The organism is Streptomyces sp. NPDC058663, assembly GCF_042716745.1.
Lineage (GTDB): Bacteria > Actinomycetota > Actinomycetes > Streptomycetales > Streptomycetaceae > Streptomyces.
The window spans coordinates 2,333-18,330 of the sequence record NZ_JBHXRV010000023.1 but is presented as its reverse complement, the minus strand read 5'-3'; the positions used below and the strand labels follow the sequence as shown (position 1 = coordinate 18,330).

The window sequence follows — 15,998 nt, the reverse complement described above, 5'->3', positions numbered from 1 at the left end:
CACTGAGGGTTTCCGGTTCGTACGGAGGGTTGCCGCGGCCGCGGCGGGTTTCCGGCGCGCGGGGAGGGTGTGCGGGCGTACAGGCGGGGACGTCCGGGTCAGCCGCCCGGGGTGAAGGTGACGGGGAGGTGCGGGGGCTTGCCGCCGGTGGGCGCGACCTGCCGGGTCTTCAGGGCGAACTCCATGACCTGCTTGTAGATCGGGCCGCAGATCTGGCCGCCGAAGTAGCTGCCCTTCGTGGGGTTCTGGATGGCGCAGTAGACGGTGATCCGCGGTGCGTCGGCGGGCGCGAACCCGGCGAAGGAGGCCGTGTAGCCCTTGTAGCGGCCCGTTTCGGGGTCCACCCGGTTGGACGTGCCGGTCTTGCCGCCGACCCGGTAACCGGGGATGCGGGCCTTGGTGCCGGTGCCCTCCTCGTCGTCGACGACGGACTCCAGCATCTGGGCGAGGGTCTTGGCGGTGCGGTCGCTGACCACCCGGGTCTTCTTCGGCGCGGGCGCCGGGGTGAAGCGCCCGTCGGGGCCCTTGGTGCCGCGGACCAGGGTCGGCTCGATCCGCACTCCCCCGTTGGCGATCGTGGAGTACACGGAGGCCGCCTGCATCGCGTTCAGCGAGAGGCCCTGGCCGAAGGGGATGGTGAACTGCTGCGAGGTCGACCACTTGTCCGGCGCCGCGAGGATGCCGGGCGTTTCGCCGGGGAAGCCCAGTCCGCTGCGGCGCCCGATGCCGAACTTCGTCAGGTAGGAGTGCAGCACCCGGTTGGCCTCGGCCTGGGTGTCGCCGAGCTCGCCGGTGGCCAGGATGGTGCCGATGTTGGAGGACTTGGCGAGGACCCCGTTGAGGGTGAGGTACCAGGTCGGGTGGTCGATGTCGTCCTTGAAGAGGCGGTCGCCGCGCTTGAGCCTGTTGGGCACCACGACGTGGGTGGCGGGAGTGGCCGCCTTTTGCTCCAGCACGGCCGCCATCGACATGATCTTCGAGGTGGAGCCGGGTTCGTAGGCGTCCTGGAGGGCCGCGTTACCCAGGGCGGCGGAGTCCGCCGAGGAGAGGTCGTTGGGGTCGAACCCGGGGGCGTTGGCCATCGCCAGTACCTCGCCGGTGCGGGTGTCCTGCACTATCACGTACCCGCGGTCCGCCCCGGACTTCCGCACCTGCTCCGCGATGGCGTTCTGGGCGGCCCACTGGATGTCGCGGTCGATGGTCAGTTCGATGTCGGAGCCGGGCACGGCGGGGGTCTCGTTGGCCCCCGCGGTGGGCACCCGGCGGCCGTTCGCCTGGGCGTAGGTGATCTCGCCGTCCTTGCCCGCGAGTTGCTCGTCCAGCTGGACCTCCAGGCCGCCGGCGCCGCGTCCCGCGGCGTTGACGTAACCCAGTATTCCGGCGGCCAGGTCGCCGTTGGGGTAGACGCGGGTGCTGCTGGGCTCCTGGAGGATGCCGCCGAGGAGGTTGGCGGCGGAGTCCGGCTTCTTCCTGTTCGCGGCGGCTGCCCGGTCGCCGTACACGCTCTTGAGGTCCTTGATCTGCTTCCAGACCTGCGGGGTCTGCCGGCGGGCGAGGACCACGTACCGCGTGCGGGGGGTGGCGAGCTTCTTGGCGATCTCGGCCGGGGGCCTGCCGAGAATCGGGGCCAGCACGGCGGCGGCCTGCTGCGGCGCGTCGGCCAGCTTGCTCTGCTCGCGGGTGTAGAGGAACGGGTCGGCGGTGATGTCGTGCGCGTCCACGCTCGCGGCGAGCGCGATGCCGCTGCGGTCGGTGATCTCGCCGCGCTCGGCGGTCAGGGTGCGCTTGGTCTGCCGCTGCGCCTCGGCCTTGTCGGTGTAGGTGGCCGCGTCCACGGCCTGCACCTGGAACAGCCGTACGACGAAGGCCAGCATCACCAGCGTCATCGCCAGGCCGACCAGCCGCAGCCGGGGCCTGGGGCTGCCGAGCCGCAGCTGCCTGGCCTTGGCGGGGCGGGCCGCCGGCCTGCGGGCGGCCGGTGCGGGTCTGCGGGCGGCCGGGCGGCCGGGGGCCGGGACCCGTCGGCGCGGAGGGTTCGGGGGCACAGCCTTCGGGGGCACTGCGTCACCTGCCGGAGGTCGTCGGGGGCCCAGACGTCGTGGACGGCTGCGCGGGCGGAGGAGTGGCGGTGGTGCGCGGAGCCGGGGAGCCCGCGGGGGTGGCGGCGGCGAGCGGGGCCGGTGGTGCGGGAGTGGAGGCGCTGAGCGGAGCCGGTGGTGCGGCGGGGGCCTGCTGCTGTACGGGGCCGGGGGCGGGCTCCGGCGGCGCGGTGGCTTCCGTGGGGGTGCCGCGGACCGTGCCGTCGGGGTCGAGGAAGGCCGGTGAGCCGCCGGGGACCATGCCGAGCTCGCGGGCCCTGCGCTCCAGGGCTCCGGGGGCGGAGCGGTCGTCGACGTCGCGCTGGAGCTGCTGCTCCTCGTCGGTGAGCTCGGTGGTCTGCTTCTTGAGGTCGTTCAGCCGGAACGAGCCCTCGTTGAGCGCCGAGTTCAGCATCAGCAGGCAGATCAGCCCGCCGCCCAGGAGCACCACCACCAGCAGCACGAAGGGGGTGCGGGCCGCCTGGCCCGGGCCAGGCGGCAACAACTGGGACAGCCGTGCCGCCCTCCCCCGCACCTGCTCCGCCGGCTTCGTCACTCGGCTTCGTCCTCCCGGATGCGCTGGGCGCCGCGCAGCCGGGCGGGTGCGGCCCGGCGGTTCTCGGCGACCTCTTCCTCGGTGGGCAGTTCGGCGCCGCGGGTCAGCAGCTTGAGGCGCGGCTGGTAGCGCTCGGGGACCACCGGCAGTCCCGGCGGTGCGGTGTTGGCCGCGCCCGCCGCGAAGACCTGCTTGACGATGCGGTCCTCCAGCGACTGGTACGACATGACGACGACCCGGCCGCCGACGGAGACGGCCCGGACCGCGGCCGGGATGGCGGCCTCCACGCTGTCGAGTTCGCCGTTGACCTCGATGCGCAGTGCCTGGAAGGTCCGCTTGGAGGGGTTGCCGCCGGTGCGCTTGGCGGCCTGCGGGAGCGCGTCACGGATCAGCTCGACCAGGCGGGCGCTGTTGCTGAAGGGTTCCTTCTCGCGCTCGCGCACGATCGCCGAGACGATCCGCTTGGCCTGCTTCTCCTCGCCGTACTGGCGCAGAATGCGCACCAGTTCGCCCGGAGCGTAGGTGTTGAGGACGTCGGCGGCGCTGACGCCGGCGCTCTGGTCCATGCGCATGTCGAGCGGGGCGTCCTGGGCGTACGCGAAGCCGCGGTCGGCCTCGTCGAGCTGCATGGAGGAGACCCCGAGGTCGAACAGGACGCCCTGGACGCGCGGCACGCCGAGCCGCCGGAGCACCTCGGGCAGCTCGTCGTAGACGGCGTGCACCAGGGTGGCCCGGTCGCCGAAGGGGGCGAGCCGCTCGCCGGAGAGCCGCAGGGCCTCCTTGTCGCGGTCCAGGCCGATCAGGCGTACGCCGGGGAACTGGGTGAGCAGGGCCTCGCTGTGACCGCCGAGCCCCAGGGTGCAGTCGACGACGACCGCCCCCGGCTCGGAGATGGCCGGGGCCAACATGTCCAGGCATCGCTGGAGCATCACCGGGACGTGTCGGGTCTGGCTCATGCGCCCTCTCGAAGCAGGTGCGCGCGGGTCGTTGCGACGTACGTACGGCCCGGTCCCCACCCGCTCGGGAAGGGGAGCCGGCCGCAGGGGCCGACCGACGAGCGGGCGGAGGCCGGGCCGTACGTAACTGCCGCGCGCGGGGGGAACTACTGGATTCGCGCCACTTTAGTCCACCGGCCTTCGCGGTCAATCAACGGGCAGGGCACCGCGTGCCGTGCCCGCGACAGACCCCCGGGGCGGCTTTTCACCCGTACGAGGCAAGCCGCGCACCTCCGTCGCACGCCTGTGGAGTAGCTCACAACAACACTCGTTGACCTTCTTTGTCCCCTTCCACAGCAGGACCGGCCGGGGCCCGACCAGTACGGTCGTAGTCATGTCGACTTCCGTATCCCTTCCCGAAGGCCCCGAGGGCCAGGACCTCTCCGGCGAGGCCACGGTCATCAACCGGCTCGTCGAGGCCAACCAGCGGTACGCCGCCGGATTCACCGACCCCGGCATGGACGCCCGGCCGGTGCTCCAGGTCGCCGTCGTCGCCTGCATGGACGCACGCCTCGACCTGCACGACGCGCTCGGCCTGTCGCTCGGCGACTGCCACACCATCCGCAACGCGGGCGGCGTGGTGACCGACGACGTGATCCGCTCGCTCACCATCAGCCAGCGGGCGCTGGGCACCCGCAGCGTCATCCTCATCCACCACAGCAACTGCGGTCTGGAGTCCCTCACCGAGGACTTCCGGCACGAGATCGAGGACGAGGTCGGGCAGCGCCCCTCCTGGGCCGTCGAGGCGTTCCGGGACGTGGACCAGGACGTCAGGCAGTCGATGCAGCGGGTGCGTACCTCGCCCTTCCTGCTGCACACCGAGGACGTGCGCGGGTTCGTCTTCGACGTGACGTCCGGTCTGCTGCGGGAGATCGACCCCGCCTGACCAAGCCGGTCCGACCGTGTCGACCTGGGGCAAAAAAGCACCAACTCCGGCATTTCGCATTCACTTGCCCGCAGGCGAGTGACACGAAGCGGCAACGGCAACAAGAATGCGGGGGAGACATCCGGCCGGGAACCTTCCGGCCGGATGCGTCCCGTGTTGAGGGGTGGGCCGCTCGCGTCGTCGTGACGCCGGCCCGAAAGGGCCGAGGAGGGCCGGGGTGACGACCTATGACGATCGAGCGAGCCTTGCAGATCTGACCACCACAGCGGAGCGGGTCCGCGGGTCGGTGGAGGCTGTGATCGAGGGCAAGCCGGAGGTCGTACGGCTTTCGCTGACCGTGCTCCTCGCCGAGGGGCACCTGCTCATCGAGGACGTGCCGGGCGTCGGCAAGACGATGCTCGCGAAGGCCCTGGCAAGATCCATCGACTGTTCGGTGCGGCGCATCCAGTTCACGCCCGACCTGCTGCCCTCCGACATCACCGGTGTGTCGATCTACGACCAGCAGCGGCGCGACTTCGAGTTCAAGCCGGGCGCGATCTTCGCGCAGATCGTGATCGGCGACGAGATCAACCGCGCCTCGCCCAAGACGCAGTCCGCCCTCCTGGAGTCCATGGAGGAGCGGCAGGTCACCATCGACGGGCAGACCTACGAGCTGCCCAATCCGTTCATGGTGGTGGCCACCCAGAACCCGGTCGAGATGGAGGGCACCTACCCGCTGCCCGAGGCCCAGCGCGACCGTTTCATGGCGCGCGTCTCGATCGGCTACCCGTCGCCCGAGGCGGAGCTCCAGATGCTCGACGTGCACGGCGGGATCTCCCCGCTGGACGACCTCCAGCCGGTGGCGCACGCCCACGACATCGTCAAGCTGATCGACGCCGTGCGCACGGTGCACGTCGCCGACGCCGTGCGGCGGTACGCCGTCGAACTGGTCGGGGCCACCCGCAACCACCCCGACCTGCGCCTGGGCGCCTCCCCGCGCGCGACCCTGCACCTGCTGCGGGCCGCCAAGTCCTCCGCCGCGCTCAGCGGCCGGGACTACGCGCTGCCCGACGACGTACAGGCACTGGCGGTGGCGGTGCTCGCGCACCGGCTGCTGCCCACCGCGCAGGCCCAGCTCAACCGGCGGACCGCCGAGCAGGTGGTGCTGGAGATCCTCCAGCGGACCCCGGTGCCGACCGGGAACACCCCGGCCCCGCCGTACCAGGGTTCGCCCGGCGTCCGGCCGCTGTGATGCCGGCCGGGGGGCCCGAGGCCGAGCCCGGGAGCAAGGAGGGCGGGGTGCGGGCCGCACTGGCCGGTCTGACCACGCGCGGCAGGTCGTTCCTGGCCGCCGGGCTCGCGGCCGCGGTCTGCGCGTACGTCCTGGGGCAGGGCGATCTGCTGCGGGTGGGAGTGCTGCTCGCGGTGCTGCCGCTGATGTGCGTGATCGTGCTCTACCGCACCCGCTACCGGGTCGCAGGCAGCCGCCGGCTGACCCCCTCACGGGTGCCCGCGGGCTCCGAGGCCAGGGTGCACCTGCGGATGGACAACGTCTCGCGGCTGCCCACCGGGCTCCTGATGCTCCAGGACCGGGTGCCCTACGTGCTGGGGCCGCGCCCCCGCTTCGTACTGGACAGGGTGGAGGCGGGCGGCCGCCGCGAGGTGTCCTACCGGGTGCGCTCCGACCTGCGCGGGAAGTACCCGCTGGGGCCGCTCCAGCTGCGGCTGACCGACCCGTTCGGGATGTGCGAGCTGAGCCGCTCGTTCAGCGCGTACGACACCCTGACGGTGATCCCCCGCGTGGAGGCACTGCCTCCGGTGCGCCTGACGGGCGAGGCCAACGGATACGGCGACGGCCGCCTGCGGTCGCTCGCGCTGGCCGGCGAGGACGACATCATTCCGCGCGGTTACCGGCACGGCGACGACCTGCGCCGGGTGCACTGGCGCTCCACTGCCCGCTACGGCGAGCTGATGGTGCGCCGTGAGGAGCAGCCGCAGCGGGCCCGCTGCACGGTGCTGCTCGACACCCGGCGGGAGGCCTACGCGGGGGCCGGGCCCGACTCGGCCTTCGAATGGGCGGTCTCGGGGGCGGCGTCCGTGCTGGTGCACATGCTCGAACGGGGCTTCTCGGTACGGCTGCTGACCGACACCGGCAACTCGGTACCGGGCGACGGGGCGGGCGGATTCACCGGCTCCACCCAGGAGTCGGCGGACTCGGCCGGGCTGATGATGGACACCCTGGCGGTGGTCGGGCACTCCGAGGGCGGCGGTCTCTCGCCGTCGTACGACGTCCTGCGGGGCGGCAACGAGGGCCTGCTGGTCGCCTTCTTCGGCGACCTCGACGGCACCCAGGCGGCGGTCGCGGCACAGATGCGCGGGCGCACCGGCGCGGCGGTCGCGTTCGTCGCGGACAGCGAGGTGTGGACCTGCGAACCGGCCGCCGCGGTGGCGGTGCGCGAGCGGGCCGAGGAGCGGCTGCGGGCGCTGCGCGACGCCGGCTGGACGGCGGTCTGCGTACCGCCCGGCAGGCCGCTGCCCGATCTGTGGCGGCAGGCGGAGGCGCAGCGCGCCGCCGGCGCGGACACCAGGAGCATGAAGACGGGAACTTCGGGGATGTCGGGGATTTCGGGGGGCTGGTCATGAGCGGGCGCGGTCGGATGACGCTCTGCGCGCTGGCCGCCACGCTGCTGGCGGCGGCGGCGCTGATTCCGCTGGTGACGGGGAGCGGCTGGTTCCTCCAGGCCGCCCTCCTGGTCTCCGTGCAGGCCGGGGTCGGGGCGCTGGCCCGCCGGGTGCCCCTGGCCAGGACGCTCACGGTCACCTTGCAGCTGGTCGTGTCCATGATGCTGCTGACCCTGATGTTCGCCGGCGGCCGCGCGCTGCTCGGGGTGCTGCCGGGGCCCGAGGCGGTCGAGGAGTTCAGCAGGCTGCTGAACTCCGGGGCCGCCGACGTCAACCGGTACGCGATCCCGGCACCCGCGTCCGAGGGCATCCGGCTGATGCTGGTCGGCGGGGTCCTCGCGATCGGCATCGCGGTGGACGCCCTCGCGGTGACCTTCCGCAGCGCGGCCCCGGCCGGGCTGCCGCTGCTCGCCCTGTACTCGGTGGCCGCGGGCCTGTCCGGGGGCGGCGCGAGCTGGCTGTTCTTCCTGTTGGCGGCCGCCGGTTATCTGCTGCTCCTGCTGGCGGAGGGGCGCGACCGGCTCTCGCAGTGGGGCCGGGTGTTCGGCGGTTCGGCGCCGGGCCGGACGCGGCAGAGCGCGACCGGGCTGGAGACCGGCGGGAGCGCACCGCTCGCCCCGGTCCGCACCGGCCGGCGCATCGGGGCACTCACGCTGGGCGTCGCCCTGCTGGTCCCGGCCCTGCTGCCCACCCTGAACGGTGGTCTGCTCGGCGGCAGCGGACCCGGGCGCGGCAACGGTTCGGGCGGCACCATCTCCGCGGTGAACCCCCTGGTCTCGCTCCAGGAGAGCCTCAACCAGCCGGTCGACCGCGAGGTGCTGCGCTACCGCACCTCGGCACAGCAGGTGCAGGACATGTATCTGCGGATCGTGGCCCTGGACCAGTTCGACGGCACCGCGTGGAAGTCGTCCGAGCGCAAGATCGGTAACATCCCCGACCCGCTCCCCGCACCGGCCGGGCTGAGCCGCGAGGTACCCGTCACCGAGGTCAGGACCAGGATCCAGGCGGCCGGTTCGTACGAGCAGAACTGGCTGCCGCTGCCCTTCCCCGCGACCCGGGTCGAGATCAACGGGCGCTGGCGGTTCGAGCCGGAGGGCCGCACCCTGGTCGGCGACCGGGGACAGACCACCAAGGGAGTGGGCTACGACGTCCTCAGCCTGGCCGTGGCGCCGACGAAGGCACAGCTGGCCGCGGCGCCTCCCGCACCGGCCGCTCTGCGCAAGGAGTACACCCGGGTGCCGGGGAACCTGCCGCCGGTGGTGAAGCGGACCGCGCTCCAGGTCACCAAGGACGCGTCGAACGACTACGAGCGGGCGGTCGCGCTCCAGGACTGGTTCGCCTCCGAGGGCGGTTTCACGTACGACACCGAGGTGAGGTCGGGCACCGGCTCGGAGGCCATCGCTCGTTTCCTCCAGCAGAAGGAGGGCTTCTGCGTCCATTTCTCCTTCTCGATGGCGGCGATGGCCCGCACTCTGGGCATCCCGGCACGGGTCGCCGTGGGCTTCACCCCGGGCACCGCGAAGCCGGACGGCTCGATGTCGGTCGGGCTGCGCGACGCGCACGCCTGGCCCGAGCTGTACTTCGAGGGGCTGGGCTGGACCCGCTTCGAGCCGACCCCGACCCGGGGCACCGCTCCCCAGTACACCCAGCAGGACGCACCCTCGGAGGAGCCGGGCGGCTCCGCCGGGCCGACCACCGGTGCGTCGGCGGCGCCGTCCGCGGCCCCGAAGCCGTCGGACAGCTGCGCGGCCGCCGACCGCAGGCTCGGCGACTGCGGCCGGGACGAGCAGGGCGTCGCGGCCGTTCCGGCCGACCCCGGTACACCGGCCGGGCTCGTCCTGGGCATCGCGGCGGGCGTGCTGCTTCTCCTGGCCGTGCCGCTGCTGCCGCTGCTGTGGCGGACCCGGGTGCGGGCACGGCGGCTGGGCTCGGGCGGGCGGACGCCCGCGGACACGGCGGAGCGCACCCTCGCGGCCTGGCGGGAGATCACCGACTCGGCGTGGGACCTGGGCATCCGGCCCGACGAGTCGCAGACGCCGCGCGGAGCGGCCGCCCGGATGGTCAGGCTCGGTGCGCTGGACGAGCCGTCGTCCGAGGCGGTGCACCGGGCGGCCGGGGCGGTGGAGCAGGTGCTGTACGCCCGGGTTCCGCAGGCGAACGGTGGCCTGGTGGACGACGTCCACCGGGTACGGGCCGGACTGCGGGACGCGGCAGGCCGCCGGGCCAAGCTGCGGGCACTGCTGCTGCCGCGCTCGGCCGTGCGGGTGATGTGGGCGGTTTCCGCGCGGGCGTCCGCGCTGGTGGGACGGTGGAGCGAGGTGTGGGGTCGCTGGTCGACGGGAGCGGCCCGCCGACTGGCCCGCCGATAGGGCTGCTTGCTCATTCACGCCCCGTTGGGCGGCGGGGCCGCCTCGCCCCCCCCACTCCCCAGCCCGCTTGGGCGGCGGGGCCGCCCCCCGGGGGCGGGACGGGCGGGCAAGGGGGCGGCCCCCGGCGGAGCCGAGCACCTGGGCCCCGCCCCACCCCGGCCCCCACCGCCCAGAAGGGGCTGAGGGGAGCAGGAAGGCGGAGGTACACGCAAGGGGGCGACCACCGGAAAGTGGTCGCCCCCTTATGCGTATGTGGCGGGCTTCGACCCGCCCGACGGCCGTCCGGTCAGCCGCCCTGTTCGTCTCGGCGGCGCTGCCACCGCTGCTCGATCCGGTTCATCACCGAGCGGCGCTGCCTGGGCTGTCGGCGGCCCGCGGGCGCCATGCCAGGAACGGGCTGCTCGCCCGGTTTGGGAGCCTTGCGCCATCCGGTGACCGCGAGGACGGCACAACCGAGCATGACAAGGAAGCCGACCACACTCACCCAGATTTCCTGGGCGACCATGCCGGCCATGAGGAGCGCGATACCCACAAGGAAGCCTGCGACCGCCTGGTAGACCCGTCGCCGGGTGTACGTACGCAGCCCGCTTCCCTCAAGCGCTGTCGCGAATTTGGGATCTTCGGCGTACAGCGCTCGCTCCATTTGCTCGAGCATTCGCTGCTCGTGCTCCGAGAGCGGCACGGAGTCCTCCTACTCGTCGGTCGCGGGGGGCGACCGGATGCGGCCCTTTCAGAATAGGCAGGGAATCGCCCCCGTGAAACCCGCCCTCTACGCCAATTCGCCAATCCGGGCCGCCGTGCCGGCTTGGCAGTTGAAGCGTGCATTCCCCAACGGCCGACCCGTCATGCCGACGGTGTACTCCGATCATACGGGGCCCGGAGGCTGATCGGGGGGCCTGCGGCGGACTCCGTACCCCCCACCTACCCGCTCCCGCCCCTGATCAGCCGCCGTGGAGCCGTTCCCGTGCCGGTCCGGGGCCATTGCTCCGGACGGCTGGCGGGGGCGCACGGGGGATGGCGGACAGGGCAAGGGCCCGCCGCCGGCCCGTACCGGAGTCGGGCAACCGGTCCGTACGGGAGTCGCGCCGCCGGTCCGTGCCCAAGGCACGCAGCCCGGTCCGTACCGGAGGGCGCGCTAGCGGTCCGTGCCGGAAGTCCGCTTGCGGCCCAGTACGTGCAGCTGGGTGGCCACGGCGTGGAACGCGGCGAGCTCGGCGGCCGCGGCCTCCAGCTTCAGCAGTGCCTCCATGGCGCCGGGCTCGGTGTCGACCAGGACGCCGGGCACCAGGTCGGCGAAGACCCGGACGCCGTGCACGGCGCCGACCTCGACGCCCGCACCGTCCGCCAGCGCGCCCAGCTGCTCGGCGGTGAAGCGGCGGGGCACGGGGTCGCCCTCGCCCCAGCGGCCCGCCGGGTCGGTGAGCGCCTGGCGGGCCTCGTTGAAGTGGCCGGCCAGGGCGCGGGCGAGGACGGCGCCGCCGCTTCCTGCCGCGAGCAGGCTGAGGGTGCCGGCCGGGCGCAGGGCCGCCACCACGTTGCGCAGTCCCTCGGCCGGGTCGTCGACGTACTCCAGGACGCCGTGGCAGAGCACCGCGTCGTACCCCTCGCGCTCGACCACGTCGAAGAGGCCAAGTGCGTCGCCCTGCACTCCGCTGACCCGGTCGGCGACCCCGGCCTCGGCGGCCCGGCGCTCCAGCGCGAAGAGGGCGTTGGGGCTGGGGTCGACCACGGTGACCCGGTGGCCCAGCTCGGCGACCGGCACCGCGAAGTTCCCGGTGCCGCCTCCGGTGTCGAGGATGTCCAGGGTGTCGCGGCCGGTCTCCTGCGCACGGCGGTCGAGGGCGTCCTCAAGGACCTCCCGGACCACGGCGGTACGAAGGGAGGCGCGGGGGCGCATCGGTTCCGACACGGCATTGACTCCTCGGTGAACGGTGCGGGCCGGGGGCCCGCTGACAAGGCTCCGCCCAGCCTAATGGCCCCCGGCCCCGCCCAGGTCATCCCGCCTGCGCGGGGCCGGGACCGGCGGCCCGCGGCGGCGGGGATCCCGGCCGTGCGGGCCCTGCCGCGGTGTCCTCGTCGCGCGCCTTCGGCAGTACGGGCTGCGGCACGAGCATCCGCTCGACGAGACGGAGGAACATCTCCGCGTCGCGCACCAGGTCGTCGGCGTCCCGGGTACCGGCGGCGCCCCGTATCCCCGCTTCGGCACGGGCCCTGCGCTCGGCCCCGGCGGCGAACAGGGCGCTCCACTCGGCCAGTTCGGGCGCGGTCTCCGGCAACACCTCCCAGGCGCTGCGTATGCGCTGCCTGCGGCGCGGGGTGGATTCGGGGCGACCGCGGGCGGCGAGCACGGCTGCGGCGGTGCGCAGCGCGGCCAAGTGGGCGGTGGCGTACCGCTCGTTGGCGGCCTCGGTGACGGCGGCCTCCTCCAGGCCGGCGCGGGCCTGGGCGAGCAGGTCGAGGGCGGCGGGCGGCGCCGAGGAGCGGCGCTGCACCGGGTGGACATCTGCGTGGACACCAGCGCGAGTCATGACGAACCTCCTGATCGTCGGGTAACGGCGCTGTGGCCGTATGTGCCCACTGTGAGGGACACCACTGACAATTGCCCCTGAGCTGGGCTTTTACCCAAGGGGCCGCAAGGCATACTTTTGAACTGACCGGTCAGTTCAAAAGTGGGGAGGGTGCGTGGACAGCCCGCACACGGGGACAGCAACGACCGAGGGGGCCACGTTGACCGCGGTGGACTTCGGTCTCAAGGGCCCGCGCGGCTGGGCCTTCCGGGGTGTGGAACTCACCGCCCCGGCCGGGTCGTTCGTCGCGATCGAGGGCCCTTCGGGGTCCGGCCGCACCTGCCTCCTGCTCGCCCTGACCGGCAGGATGCGCGCCACCGAGGGGCATGCCGAAGTGGGCGGCCTGCGGCTGCCCAAGAAGCTGGCGGCGGTGCGCCGGATCAGCGCGCTGGGCCCGGTGGCCGGCGTCAACGACCTCGACCCGGCCTACACGGTGGCCGAGCACCTGCGCGAACGCGCCCTGTTGCAGCGCCGGTTCGACGGTTCGCTGCGCTCCCTGCTGCAACGGCCCTCCGTGCGCCGGGCGGCGGCCCGGGCGCGGATCGACGCCGCGATGGCGGCAGTGGGTCTCGACCTGGCCTCGCTGCCCAAGGGTGAGCGGACGTCCGTGCGGGATCTGGAGCGGCTGGAGGGACTGCGGCTGTCGCTGGGCCTCGCGCTGATGTGCGGGCCGCGGCTGCTGGCCGTGGACGACGCGGACCTCAAGCTGTCCGATGCCGAGCGCGAGCAGGCGTGGGAGTTGCTGCGGTCGGTGGCGGACTCCGGCACGACCGTTCTCGCGGTGTGCAGCGAGCCGCCCGAGGACGCGCTGCGGGTCCGCGTGGGCGACGTACGCGAGGAGCCCGCCCAGGAGGTGGAGCACGACGTGCGGCCCGCACAGGACGTGGAGCACGACGTGAAGCCCGCACAGGACACGAAGCACGAAGCGAAGCCCGCACAGGACACGAAGCACGACCTGAAGAAGGACACGACCGAGGAGGGGGCGGCCGATGCGCTCGCCGAAACTGGCCGCTCTTGAACTCAAGCGGTTCGGCAGGGGCAAGCTGCCGCGTGCCGCACTGGTGGCGCTGTTGCTGCTGCCGTTGCTGTACGGCGCCCTGTACCTGTGGTCCTTCTGGGACCCGTACGGGCGGCTCGACAAGATCCCGGTGGCACTCGTCAACGAGGACCGGGGCGCGACCGCCGCGGGCAAGAAGATCACCGCGGGTGACGAGATCACCGGCAAGCTGCTCGACAGCAAGGTCTTCGACTGGCAGGAGGTGAGCGCGAAGGACGCCAAGGACGGCGTTGAGAACGGCTCGTACTACCTGTCGCTGACCATGCCCTCCGACTTCAGCAAGCGGATCGCCTCCAGTTCCGGGGATTCCCCGGAGACCGGCGCCCTCCAGGTCGCCACCAACGACTCGAACAACTACATCGTCGGACAGATCTCCCGGTCGGTGTTCTCCGAGGTGCGCAGGGCGGCGTCCACGAACGCCTCGCGCGGCTTCCTCGACAAGATCTTCATCTCGTTCTCCGACATCCACGACGCGACCGAGAAGGCCGCCAAGGGCGCCCAGGACCTCAAGGGCGGCATCGGGAAGGCGAAGCAGGGCTCCAAGGACCTCGCCGACGGGCTGAAGGACGCCAAGAAGGGCAGCGGGGACCTGTCGGGCGGGATCAAGAAGCTCGACACGGGAGCGGCGGACCTCGCGTCCGGTTCCAAGAAGGTCGCCGACGGCACCAAGGAGCTGTCGCAGAAGGTCAACGCCATCGCGGGCCGGATGGGTCCGTACCTCCAGAACGACGGCAAGTCGATCGCCCGGTCCGCGCAGTTGGTCGCGGACGGCTCGAAGGCGGCCCGTGATCATCTGACCACCCTGGTGAAGCACGCCCCGGGGGCCGCGGCGGGCTCCCGCAAGGCCGCCGACGAACTGACCGCCCTGAACCAGGAGTTCTGCCAGGGCCAGGGCCAGGGTCAGAACAAGCCCGATGCCGGCGCCACCGCCGACACCGCCGCCGCGGACGCCGCGGCCAGGGCCCGCGTCTGCCCCACCCTGAAGAAGGGCGTGACGGCCGCCGGGAACGCCGCGAAGATCTCCGCGGACGTCAACGCGATGGTCCAGGACAGCAACAGCGACCTGGCCGTCCTGGACACGCGACTCAAGGACATCCAGACGAAGTCGCAGGACCTGGTCCGCAGCGCCCCGCACCTGGACAGCGACCTCAAGTCGGCCGTCGCCAAGGTCAACGCGCTCAACGCGGGTGCCCAGAAGGTCTCCCAGGGCGCGGCCAAGCTGCACTCCGGTCTTGGCTCCGCCCGTACCGGCGCCACCGATCTCGACCAGGGCGTCGGCAAGCTGAAGACCGGTGCCCACGACCTGGACGGCGGCCTGTTCAAGCTCGCCGACGGCAGCGGCAAGCTGGCCGGCGGGCTGCACGACGGCGTGGGGAAGATCCCGGACTACGACAAGGACTCCCGCGACAAGCGCACCGACGTGATGTCCGACCCGGTCAAGCTGGCCTCGCAGTCGATGCACAAGGCACCCAACTACGGCACCGGTTTCGCGCCGTACTTCATCCCGCTGTCCCTGTGGGTCGGCGCGATGGTGGCGTACATGCTGATCCAGCCGCTCAACCGGCGGGCCCTGGCCGCCGGGGCGTCCGCCTGGCGGATCGCGTTCGCGGGCTGGCTGCCGGTGGCGGCCCTCGGCTGCGCCCAGGTCGCAGCGCTGATGTCGGTGCTGCACTGGGGGCTCGGCCTGGAGATGTCCCGCACCGCCGGGACGCTGGGCTTCCTGGCTCTGGTGACCGGTTGCTTCTCGGCCATCGTGCAGTGGCTCAACGCCCGCTTCGGCGCGGCGGGCCGGATCCTGGTGCTGGCGGTGCTGATGCTCCAGCTGACGTCCGCGGGCGGCACGTACCCGGTGCAGACCTCGCCGGCGTTCTTCAACGCGATCCATCCCTTCCTGCCCATGACGTACGTCGTCGAGGGGCTGCGCCGGCTGATCTCGGGCGGCGGCCTCGAACCGGTCTGGACGGGCAGTGTCGTGCTGGCCGCCTTCACCGCGGGGGCGCTCGCGCTCACCGCACTGTCCGCACACCGCAAGCAGGTCTGGACGCTGGACAGACTGCACCCCGAACTCAGCCTGTGAGAATCAACGCCATGGACAGCAGCAGCACGCGTCGCCGCAACACCCGGCAGAAGCTCTACGAGGCGGCCGTAACCCTCATCGCGGAGCAGGGTTTCTCCTCCACCACCGTGGAGGAGATCGCCGAGCGGGCCGGCGTCGCCAAGGGCACCGTGTACTACAACTTCAAGAGCAAGAGCGAGCTCTTCGAAGAGCTGCTGCGCTACGGCGTCGGCCTGCTCACCGCCTCCCTCCAGGAGGCTGCCGACGCCACCCGGGTCCGGGGCGGCACCAAGGTCGAGTCGCTCGACGCGATGATCAGGGCGGGCCTGGAGTTCATCCACCGCTATCCGGCCTTCACCCAGCTGTACGTCGCCGAGCTGTGGCGCACCAACAGGGCCTGGCAGTCGACGCTGCTGGTCGTGCGTCAGCAGGCGGTCGCCGTCGTCGAGACGGTCCTCGCGGAGGGCGTCGCCGACGGCGAGCTGAGCGAGGAGATCGACATCCCGCTGACCGCGGCCGCGCTGGTCGGGATGGTGCTGGTGGCGGCGCTGGACTGGCAGGCGTTCCAGAGCGAGCGCTCGCTGGACGACGTCCATTCGGCGCTGTCGCGGCTGCTGCACGGACGGGTGGGCGGCGACTCGCGCTGAGCGCCCGGGGGTGTGCCCCTCGGGACGGTTCCGGGGGTGTGCCCCTCGGGACGGTTCCGGGGGTGTGCCCCTCGGGACGGTTCCGGGGGTGTGCCCCTCGGGACGGTTCCGGGGGTGTGCCCCTCT

General features: G+C 72.6%; 13 protein-coding genes. 7 read left to right on the top strand and 6 right to left on the bottom strand.

Features of this window, described 5'->3' with window-relative positions; genetic code table 11:
* Positions 1-98: 98 nt before the first annotated feature.
* The 3 genes from ACFWVV_RS18380 to rsmH are packed head-to-tail and all read right to left on the bottom strand — an operon-like array spanning position 99 to position 3,590.
* Positions 99-2,060 (bottom strand): peptidoglycan D,D-transpeptidase FtsI family protein, encoded by a 1,962-nt coding sequence (locus ACFWVV_RS18380; protein WP_384346874.1) that lies wholly within the window; start codon positions 2,058-2,060, stop codon positions 99-101.
* Positions 2,061-2,064: 4 nt separating this feature from the next.
* Positions 2,065-2,634: a septum formation initiator family protein gene (locus ACFWVV_RS18375; protein ID WP_384346871.1), complete on the bottom strand. Its 570-nt coding sequence runs from the start codon at positions 2,632-2,634 to the stop codon at positions 2,065-2,067.
* A complete protein-coding gene (gene rsmH / locus ACFWVV_RS18370; protein ID WP_384346868.1) occupies positions 2,631-3,590 on the bottom strand; it encodes a 16S rRNA (cytosine(1402)-N(4))-methyltransferase RsmH in 960 nt (319 codons plus the stop codon). The genes ACFWVV_RS18375 and rsmH overlap by 4 nt, the downstream gene beginning before the upstream one ends.
* Before the next feature lie 373 nt (positions 3,591-3,963).
* Between rsmH and ACFWVV_RS18365 the strand changes: the two genes are divergently transcribed.
* The 4 genes from ACFWVV_RS18365 (at position 3,964) to ACFWVV_RS18350 (ending at position 9,545) form a co-directional block, all read left to right on the top strand.
* Positions 3,964-4,515: a beta-class carbonic anhydrase gene (locus tag ACFWVV_RS18365; RefSeq protein WP_384346865.1), complete on the top strand. Its 552-nt coding sequence runs from the start codon at positions 3,964-3,966 to the stop codon at positions 4,513-4,515.
* A gap of 217 nt (positions 4,516-4,732) precedes the next feature.
* A complete protein-coding gene (locus tag ACFWVV_RS18360) occupies positions 4,733-5,746 on the top strand; it encodes an AAA family ATPase (RefSeq protein WP_384346862.1) in 1,014 nt (337 codons plus the stop codon).
* Positions 5,746-7,137 carry a DUF58 domain-containing protein gene (locus tag ACFWVV_RS18355; RefSeq protein WP_384346860.1) on the top strand — a complete coding sequence of 464 codons (1,392 nt, stop codon included), beginning with the start codon at positions 5,746-5,748 and terminating at the stop codon, positions 7,135-7,137. Before ACFWVV_RS18360 ends, ACFWVV_RS18355 begins: the two co-directional genes overlap by 1 nt.
* Positions 7,134-9,545 carry a DUF3488 and DUF4129 domain-containing transglutaminase family protein gene (locus ACFWVV_RS18350; RefSeq protein WP_384346856.1) on the top strand — a complete coding sequence of 804 codons (2,412 nt, stop codon included), beginning with the start codon at positions 7,134-7,136 and terminating at the stop codon, positions 9,543-9,545. Before ACFWVV_RS18355 ends, ACFWVV_RS18350 begins: the two co-directional genes overlap by 4 nt.
* 286 nt (positions 9,546-9,831) lie before the next feature.
* Here ACFWVV_RS18350 and ACFWVV_RS18345 read toward each other — a convergent pair whose 3' ends face one another.
* From ACFWVV_RS18345 to ACFWVV_RS18335, 3 genes are all read right to left on the bottom strand, one after another.
* Positions 9,832-10,227: a DUF3040 domain-containing protein gene (locus ACFWVV_RS18345; protein WP_384346853.1), complete on the bottom strand. Its 396-nt coding sequence runs from the start codon at positions 10,225-10,227 to the stop codon at positions 9,832-9,834.
* Positions 10,228-10,680: 453 nt separating this feature from the next.
* On the bottom strand, positions 10,681-11,454 hold the full coding sequence (locus ACFWVV_RS18340; RefSeq protein ID WP_384346850.1) for a class I SAM-dependent methyltransferase: 774 nt from the start codon (positions 11,452-11,454) through the stop codon (positions 10,681-10,683).
* An 85-nt stretch (positions 11,455-11,539) separates the two neighbouring features.
* Positions 11,540-12,073 (bottom strand): SAV_6107 family HEPN domain-containing protein, encoded by a 534-nt coding sequence (locus ACFWVV_RS18335; RefSeq protein WP_384346847.1) that lies wholly within the window; start codon positions 12,071-12,073, stop codon positions 11,540-11,542.
* 154 nt (positions 12,074-12,227) lie between these two features.
* Here ACFWVV_RS18335 and ACFWVV_RS18330 point away from each other — a divergent pair, with 154 nt between their 5' ends.
* The 3 genes from ACFWVV_RS18330 to ACFWVV_RS18320 are packed head-to-tail and all read left to right on the top strand — an operon-like array spanning position 12,228 to position 15,872.
* Positions 12,228-13,130, top strand: coding sequence for an ATP-binding cassette domain-containing protein (locus ACFWVV_RS18330; protein WP_384346844.1), 903 nt, complete (start codon positions 12,228-12,230; stop codon positions 13,128-13,130).
* On the top strand, positions 13,102-15,246 hold the full coding sequence (locus ACFWVV_RS18325; RefSeq protein WP_384346841.1) for a YhgE/Pip family protein: 2,145 nt from the start codon (positions 13,102-13,104) through the stop codon (positions 15,244-15,246). Before ACFWVV_RS18330 ends, ACFWVV_RS18325 begins: the two co-directional genes overlap by 29 nt.
* A gap of 11 nt (positions 15,247-15,257) precedes the next feature.
* Positions 15,258-15,872 (top strand): TetR/AcrR family transcriptional regulator, encoded by a 615-nt coding sequence (locus ACFWVV_RS18320; protein WP_384346838.1) that lies wholly within the window; start codon positions 15,258-15,260, stop codon positions 15,870-15,872.
* The last annotated feature ends 126 nt before the right edge of the window (positions 15,873-15,998 follow it).